At 45.6% G+C, this 7,681-nt stretch carries 7 protein-coding genes, 1 pseudogene and 1 riboswitch; of the genes and pseudogenes, 1 reads left to right on the forward strand and 7 read right to left on the reverse strand.

All coding sequences use genetic code 11. The features are described 5' to 3' along the window. A pseudogene (locus ACK5MF_RS18145) lies at window positions 1-205 on the forward strand (hypothetical protein); the annotation flags it as partial. Window positions 206-387: 182 nt separating this feature from the next. On the opposite strand, the gene thiH reads toward ACK5MF_RS18145, so the two are convergent. The 7 genes from thiH to crcB form a co-directional block, all read right to left on the reverse strand. Further along, window positions 388-1,506 carry a 2-iminoacetate synthase ThiH gene (gene thiH / locus ACK5MF_RS18150; protein ID WP_416923932.1) on the reverse strand — a complete coding sequence of 373 codons (1,119 nt, stop codon included), beginning with the start codon at window positions 1,504-1,506 and terminating at the stop codon, window positions 388-390. After that, window positions 1,503-2,309 (reverse strand): thiazole synthase, encoded by an 807-nt coding sequence (locus ACK5MF_RS18155; protein WP_416923933.1) that lies wholly within the window; start codon window positions 2,307-2,309, stop codon window positions 1,503-1,505. Before ACK5MF_RS18155 ends, thiH begins: the two co-directional genes overlap by 4 nt. Window positions 2,310-2,313: 4 nt before the next feature. Continuing rightward, window positions 2,314-2,520, reverse strand: coding sequence for a sulfur carrier protein ThiS (gene thiS, locus ACK5MF_RS18160; RefSeq protein ID WP_416923934.1), 207 nt, complete (start codon window positions 2,518-2,520; stop codon window positions 2,314-2,316). Further along, entirely contained in the window at window positions 2,514-3,317 is an 804-nt protein-coding gene (locus ACK5MF_RS18165) for a HesA/MoeB/ThiF family protein (RefSeq protein ID WP_416923935.1), read from the reverse strand. Before ACK5MF_RS18165 ends, thiS begins: the two co-directional genes overlap by 7 nt. Further along, complete coding sequence (gene thiE / locus ACK5MF_RS18170; RefSeq protein ID WP_416923936.1) at window positions 3,304-4,521, reverse strand: thiamine phosphate synthase; 1,218 nt, start codon at window positions 4,519-4,521, stop codon at window positions 3,304-3,306. Before thiE ends, ACK5MF_RS18165 begins: the two co-directional genes overlap by 14 nt. Window positions 4,522-4,524: 3 nt before the next feature. Beyond that, the gene (gene thiC, locus ACK5MF_RS18175) at window positions 4,525-6,486 is read right to left on the reverse strand and encodes a phosphomethylpyrimidine synthase ThiC (protein ID WP_416923937.1); all 1,962 of its coding nucleotides are present in this window, start codon (window positions 6,484-6,486) and stop codon (window positions 4,525-4,527) included. Window positions 6,487-6,595: 109 nt separating this feature from the next. After that, window positions 6,596-6,694: riboswitch (TPP riboswitch) on the reverse strand. A 63-nt stretch (window positions 6,695-6,757) separates the two neighbouring features. After that, window positions 6,758-7,141 (reverse strand): fluoride efflux transporter CrcB, encoded by a 384-nt coding sequence (crcB, locus tag ACK5MF_RS18180; RefSeq protein WP_416923938.1) that lies wholly within the window; start codon window positions 7,139-7,141, stop codon window positions 6,758-6,760. Window positions 7,142-7,681 lie beyond the last annotated feature (540 nt).

The following is a 7,681-nucleotide window of genomic DNA, read 5'->3' on the forward strand; positions in this document are numbered from 1 at the left end:
AGTTGGTTTTGAAGCAGAAAGACAGAATCAGCACTATAGATATCAGGCTAACTCACTAAAAACAAAGAGGGTTTTATCATTCCTTAGCTTGGCGAAGAATATTTTAAAAGACACGCCTTTGAGGCGTGTACTTCAATGGTTTCGAAATGGAGTGGCCGCTTTATCGATAGGTTACCCTTCAATAATAAGTCGACCACTCCAATAAATGGGGATCCCTCAGTGCGAAGGCAGGAATCTAGTTACAGCGCCAGTTGAGAACAGATTCCGGATATTTCGTTCCTAAATACTGGAATGACAATATAGGGTTTGTTATCAGTCTGAAAAATCAATTTCCGCAACAAAGTCATTTCATCAACAAGAGTGTTTCACGTGAAACATCCACTTTGCTCAATGGCTGCCTGAATAGGCAACATGCCAGTCTTGCCATACCGCTTCTAAACCTCGGCTCTTGATTGCTGAGGCGACAGCATCAACTGACCGTTCGTCACTAATAGCAAACTGCTCCAACTCGACATTCGAATTAGCATAACCACCGGGTTGGGTTTTCGATGCAGCAGAGATACTAGTGATGCCTAAAAGCGATACGTTATCTCTAAATTGGGCAGATTCCCGGGTGGATAATGACAGCTCAACTTCTCCATTCCACAATCGGTAGGCACAGATCAATTGCACCAATTGTCTATCCGTCATCACCGATTTCGGCTCAAACGAGCCTGCGCAAGGTCGCAAGCGCGGAAATGAGATTGAGTAGCGGCTCTGCCAGTAGCTCTTTTCCAAATAGTCGATATGTGCAGCGACATGGAAACAATCTGTGCGCCAATCTTCTAATCCAATCAAGGCACCCAAACCTATCTTATCAATCCCGGCTTTTGCCAATCGTTCTGGCGTATCTAAACGATATAAGAAATCGCGCTTTTTACCACGCAAATGGTGCGAACCGTAAGTCGATGGATGGTAGGTTTCCTGATAGACCATCACAGCATCTAAACCTAAGGTTTTTAACTCCGCATACTCAGCTTGCTCAAGCGGTTGAACTTCCATAGCCAAATAGTTAAAAGAGCGTTTAATCAAAGGGACGGTACGTTTGAAGTACTCCATACCCACTTTGCTTTGATGCTCACCGGTGACTAATAGCACACTGTCAAAGCCCATTTTTTTAATCGCCACAACTTCCTGTTCTATCTCACTATCAGTTAAGGTTTTACGTTTTATCCGATTACCCATTGAAAAGCCGCAATAGCTGCAATCGTTAGAGCACAGATTTGACAGATATAACGGCACATAAAATGACATGGTATTGCCAAACCGTTGCCGCGTTCTTAAATAAGACTGTTGCGCCATTTGCTCCAGGTAAGGTTCCGCGGCGGGTGAAATGAGTGCTTTGAAATCTTCTAAACTGCGTTTCGATTTGGCTAACGCCTGTTCAACATCTTTCGCAGTTTTGCCATATATAGAAAGCTTAATGTCATCCCATTCAAGTTGCTTGAAGCTGTCTAAAAAGCTCATTCGGCGCCTCCCAGAAAATCGGTAAACGGACTTGAAGCGACCGCATGGTTGATTTGACTTGCCAAACCACTCTGATAAGCAATTCTTCCCGCTTCAACAGCAAGCTTGAATGCTTTGGCCATTTCAACCGGATCACCAGCGGTAGCTATAGCCGTGTTGACTAACACCGCATCAGCACCCAACTCCATCGCTAAAGCGGCATCGGACGGCGACCCAATACCTGCATCGACGATGACGGGCACATTGGCTTGGTCAATAATAATTTCGAGAAACTCGCGGGAAACGATACCTTTGTTAGTACCAATTGGTGCGCCTAATGGCATCACCGCAGCACAACCCACCTCTTCTAATCGCTTACACAGCACCGGGTCAGCATGACAATAAGGCAGCACAATAAAGCCATCTTTTACTAGTTGTTCAGCCGCGATTAATGTTTCTATCGGATCCGGCATGAGATATTTGGGATCAGGGTGGATTTCCAACTTGAGCCAATTTGTACCTAGCGCTTCACGAGCCAGATGCGCGGCAAAAATGGCATCTTTAGCTGTTTTGGCACCAGAAGTATTGGGAAGAAGATTGACACCGGCTTCGATGAGCGGTGTTAAAATATCGTCATCTCGATTTGCCAGGTTAACCCTTTTTAGCGCCATGGTAACAAGCTCAGACTCACACGCTCGGATCGATGCGGCCATGGTATGACGATTGGAAAACTTACCTGTCCCGGTCAGTAATCTTGAAGCGAATGTTTTGTCCGCTATTTTAAGTAAACTTACTTGATTGATGTTGCTATTGGTATTCGACATTGAATTAGCCTCCTGCTATCGCTTGAAACAGTGAAATCTGATCGCCTTCACTGAGCTGTTGGGCTGGCCATAAGCCTTTAGGAATGATGTGCTCATTGATAGCAAACACACAACCTACCACTGGCAGCTTCAATTTCTGCTGCAACTCGGCAAGTGTGCTTTGCGACTGAATTTGCTGAGTTATACCGTTCACACAGACAGTGATTAACATGATTCCACCTCACTGATCGGCTGTGCTGCCAGTTGTTGTTCAGTCCACGTACCACACACAGAGCATTGCGGATCACGTGTTAATTCCCATGTTTGGCACAGTAACGATTTACCATCTAATTTAAACAAACGATGACTTTTAAACTCCGGTAAACCAATCAAATACTGGATGGCAAGCAATGCCTGCAAGTTACCAATAGTGCCAACCACCGGTCCCATAACACCACGCTCGCTGCATTTACTCGGCTGGTTTTGGCTGTCAGTCGGAACGAGACAGTGATAACAGCCCGATGTTCTGCTTGCGGCAAAATCAAACCCAATAACCTGCCCGTCCCAACCTATTGCCGCGCCTGAAATCAGAGGAACTTGCGAATCAAGACAGACAGCATTCACCAGATGGCGAGTCTCTAGGTTGTCTGAGCAATCCAAAACTAAATCCGCCATTGCGGCTTCTAATTGCAAAATCTCACGGTTGACTCGTCTTGCGACAGTTCGAACGTGGCATTCTGGGTTTAACGCGGTGAGCTGCTTCGCTAATGAAACCACTTTAGAGGTGGAGATCTGATCACTGCGGAAGGCTATTTGTCGCGATAGGTTGGAAAGTTCAATGTCATCATCATCGCAAATCACCAGTTTTCCGATACCTGCGCCAGCTAAATACAAAGCAGCGGCGTTACCTAAACCACCACAACCAATGATCAATACTGAACAATCGCAAAGTTTTTTCTGACCTTGTTCACCCACTTCTGGCAAGCAGATTTGTCGTTGATACCTCACAAAGGCATTATCCGATAGCATCAAACACCTCCGGCTTATTCAAGCTGGATTGATTGAGTTTGCACCTAAGTTCCGCCACGGCTTTTGCTACATCGCCGGATTCAGTAATTGCTCTAACCACAGCGACACTATCGACACCTTGCTCAACCACTTGCTCAATATTACTTAAATCGATACCACCGATCGCAACACTTGGTACACCCGAACTGTCACCATAAGGCATACTATTGAGCAACGTTTGATACAAACCTAGCCGCGCTAAACCCTGAGGTTTAGATGGCATCTGTTTAGTGGTGGTTGGAAATATATGACCAAGAGCGATATAGCTTGGCTGGTGTTGATAAATACGCAGCAATTCGAAATAGCCGTGAGTAGAGAGACCCAAAGCCAAACCACTGTTTGCCAATAACGCCAAATCGGCTTGATGCATGTCTTCTTGTCCTAGATGTACACCGAAAGCTTGGTACTTTAAAGCTAACTGCCAATGGTCGTTGATGAACACTTGCGCTTTAAACTGTTTGCCTAGCGCGATCGCCTCCGCAATCTGCTTCTCTAAGTCATTTCGCGTAGAGTCTTTTATACGCAGTTGAATCGTTGTAATACCAAGCATGAGCAGACGTTCAACCCACTCGGCATTGTCGACCACAGGATAGAGCCCAAGTGATTGCTTGCTTAAGCGACGAAATGGTGTGCTTGGGACCAAAACAGAATGCTGCTCAATTTTGGGAAAAGATGAAAACTGTGTTGGCCATGTTTCACGTGAAACATTCATTGCTGCGCGGCTTAAAACCAACGCATCTTCAAAAGGGAAACCAAGAGCCAGAGAGGCCGCAACCCAAGCGAGATGGTGTCGAGATTGTGATTCCGTTAGCGATTGAACAGGAGCAAGAACAACCGGCTGACCAAGATATTGCCAGGTATCAATCCGTCTTCCCGGAACATCAGCACCGATATGAACGTAATCCGTTCTGGTAACTGTATCATCGGAAATCTTAGCGCCATAAATCAGAGTAGTAATATCTATCTCATCATTATGAGATTCAAAGTCTGGGAACAAATTCGAAGAGAGCCGTATGATTTTTTCGTCAACGATATCGACCGTTTCTTCAACACTAAGGCCCAATCCGATGCTATCGATATCAAACCCTTGTTTACCTGCCAACAATAATATGTCAAAAACCTGCGCAGCCAATTCTAAGCTATGATAAGGAATTAATATGCGCATCAGTTATTCCTCAACCATCTGTTCATTGACACTGGGGTGGTATAGCTCTGAGCCTCTAGCTAAAAACTCCTGCGATTTTTGGCGCATACCTTGATCCACTTGTTCGAATAACAATGGATCGTCCTCCATGTTGACCTCTATCGCTTGTTCTACAGCAACTTGCTGTTGGTTATTGGCGTACTCCCTAACCTCTTGTGAGATCTTCATCGAACAGAATTTTGGACCACACATAGAACAGAAATGAGCGACTTTTCCAGACTCTTGCGGCAATGTTTCATCATGGAATGCGCGAGCGGTTACCGGATCAAGTGACAGGTTGAATTGGTCTTGCCAGCGGAATTCAAAACGAGCTTTAGATAGCGCATTATCGCGAATCTGTGCTCCAGGATGCCCCTTTGCCAGATCGGCTGCGTGTGCCGCCAACTTATAGGTGATCAGCCCGGTTTTCACATCTTCTTTATTGGGTAGCCCTAAATGCTCTTTCGGCGTGACATAACAGAGCATGGCGCAGCCATACCAACCGATCATCGCCGCGCCGATACCGGAAGTAATGTGGTCATAGCCGGGTGCGATGTCTGTAGTTAGAGGACCAAGCGTATAGAAAGGAGCTTCATGGCAATGCTTTAACTGCTCGTCCATGTTCTCTTTAATCATATGCATTGGTACATGCCCCGGCCCTTCAATAAACACCTGAACATCGTATTCCCAAGCGATTTTACACAGCTCACCAAGCGTTCTTAGCTCGGCAAACTGGGCTTCATCATTTGCATCAGCAACTGAACCTGGACGCAAACCATCACCAAGAGAAAGCGATACGTCGTATCTAGCACAGATCTCACAGATCTCGCGAAAGTGGCTATAGAGGAAGTTTTCCTGATGATGAGCTAAACACCATTTGGCAATAATAGAACCACCACGGGAAACGATACCTGTGACGCGCTTGGCGGTCATCGGTACATAGCGAAGTAATAAACCAGCGTGAATAGTAAAGTAATCAACCCCCTGCTCAGCTTGTTCCAGTAAAGTATCGCGCATCACTTGCCAGGTGAGGTTTTCAGCAATGCCGTTTACTTTCTCTAACGCCTGATACATAGGAACCGTACCAATCGGTACCGGGCTATTACGCAGTATCCACTCGCGTGTTTCGTGGATATTTCTGCCGGTAGAGAGATCCATGACCGTATCCGCCCCCCAACGCGTTGCCCAAACCAGTTTTTCGACTTCTTCTTCAATAGAGGAACTGACCGATGAATTACCTATATTGGCGTTCACTTTAACCAGGAAGTTGCGACCGATAATCATCGGCTCCGCTTCAGGATGGTTGATATTACATGGAATGACCGCCCTACCATCTGCCACTTCTTGCCGTACAAACTCCGCGGTTATCTCTTTTGCTAAGTTAGCCCCAAAGCTCTGACCAGGGTGCTGTTGATTAAGTTGTTCATCCTGATAACGGCGGTTGCCCATATTCTCACGCAGAGCAATAAATTCCATCTCAGGGGTAATGATTCCCTGACGAGCATAATGCAACTGAGTGACTCGTTTGCCCTTTTTAGCACGGCGAATCGAAGGTAAGTTGCCATAACGCAGCTTATCGAGCGTAGGGTCATTCAGGCGCTGTTGGGCGTACTCCGAGCTCATAGAGCATAAAATCTCAGTATCGTTACGCTCTTCAATCCAATTTGCTCTTAACTTAGGTAGACCGCTATACAGATCGATGTGATGTTGTGGATCGGTATAAACGCCGGAAGTATCGTAAACAGAGATGGGCTCGTTGGGCGCAAAAATCGGTGCTGCTTTACTGCCACCGACTAAGCTATCAGCAAGCGCAATTTCACGCATCGGCACTCTAAGATCTGGTCTGGAGCCAATAACATAAGTCTTAGTGGAATTTGGGTAAGGCTTAACAGAAAGCGTTTCGATAAACTGTTTTGCTTCCAGTCTCGCTTGTTTGCGACTCGACATAGCATTTTCCTTGTACTGTTTTAGGGATAAATGCTTGGCGGAAAGTTGTGTCAATAAGAGAGGAGTAGACGGATCTCAAGGTTTGGGGGCAAAGCCGACCAATCAAGAAAGAGGGTCTTCTCTTGTTCCCTTCGCTGGTATTAACCAGATCAGGTTCAACGGATCCCGAATAAACGGTCTCAGCCTTATGGCACTCCGACAAGTGAATCGATTATAGAGAAAGGAATTTAGTTAACCAAGCAGAAAAGTAACGTTATTAATCAATTTACGATCAAACTCTGATTAACCACTGATAAGCTAACCAAGCTGCAGATATACTTAGCAGGACGTTCAATAGCACGTTAAAACCCATTTTTACAAATGCACCCTGCTGCATTAATAAAACGTTATCCATAGAAAATGTAGAGAATGTAGTTAAAGCGCCTAGAAAACCTAAGCCGATAATTTGTCGCCATGGGTATGGTGCTAACCATTCATTCTCGATTGCAGCGATCAGCAGCCCCATAATAAATGAACCAACCACATTGACGGTTAACGTATCATATGGAAAAGAGCGCCCAAACAAGGTAACACACATTTCAGATACTAAGTATCGAGAACAAGCCCCTATCGCACCACCGACAGCAATAAGACCCAAAATAGAAAATTGCCCCACTTATCCTCCAAACTCATTTTCGCTATTTTTACTCGATAAATAATGAAAACAAAATTTTTAAATCAACAAACAAGATCCACAATAAGTGGATACTTTTAATAAGTTACATGTGTCACTTTACGCCATGTAGACACAACAGTATCCTCGTTATGTAAACACATTTAATAATGAAACACCACAAATGCAAAAAGCCCCAGTCTTTCAACTGAGGCTTCCTTCTCTATAACAAAAAAGCGTGGCGGAGCGGACGAGACTCCCTATCTACCTTGCGTTGGCGCACCCCCCGGCGTGACAGGTCGGCCGTTCTTGAACAAAGAGAAACCCACGGATACCAATCACGTCATCCCTGTGAAAACAGGGATCTCCCTACTGTGCTCTCCATCGTCAGCAGATCCCAGATATTTCGTGCCGAAATTCTGGGATGACGCCGTTGGGTGGTGACGCTGGGTTGTAGGAGTGTGGTTTATTCCTAACGTAAAAAAGCCCCGTCATTTCTGACGAGGCTTCTCAATAAGTGGCGGAGCGGACGGGACTCGAACC

The organism is Vibrio sp. (genome assembly GCF_047973365.1).
Lineage (GTDB): Bacteria > Pseudomonadota > Gammaproteobacteria > Enterobacterales > Vibrionaceae > Vibrio.

Coding starts and splice junctions, on each gene's coding strand:
- ACK5MF_RS18155 (WP_416923933.1), bottom strand. CDS start 2,309: ATGTCGAATACCAATAGCAACATCAATCAAGTAAGTTTACTTAAAATA.
- thiC (WP_416923937.1), bottom strand. CDS start 6,486: ATGTCGAGTCGCAAACAAGCGAGACTGGAAGCAAAACAGTTTATCGAA.
- thiS (WP_416923934.1), bottom strand. CDS start 2,520: ATGTTAATCACTGTCTGTGTGAACGGTATAACTCAGCAAATTCAGTCG.
- thiE (WP_416923936.1), bottom strand. CDS start 4,521: ATGCGCATATTAATTCCTTATCATAGCTTAGAATTGGCTGCGCAGGTT.
- ACK5MF_RS18165 (WP_416923935.1), bottom strand. CDS start 3,317: ATGCTATCGGATAATGCCTTTGTGAGGTATCAACGACAAATCTGCTTG.
- thiH (WP_416923932.1), bottom strand. CDS start 1,506: ATGAGCTTTTTAGACAGCTTCAAGCAACTTGAATGGGATGACATTAAG.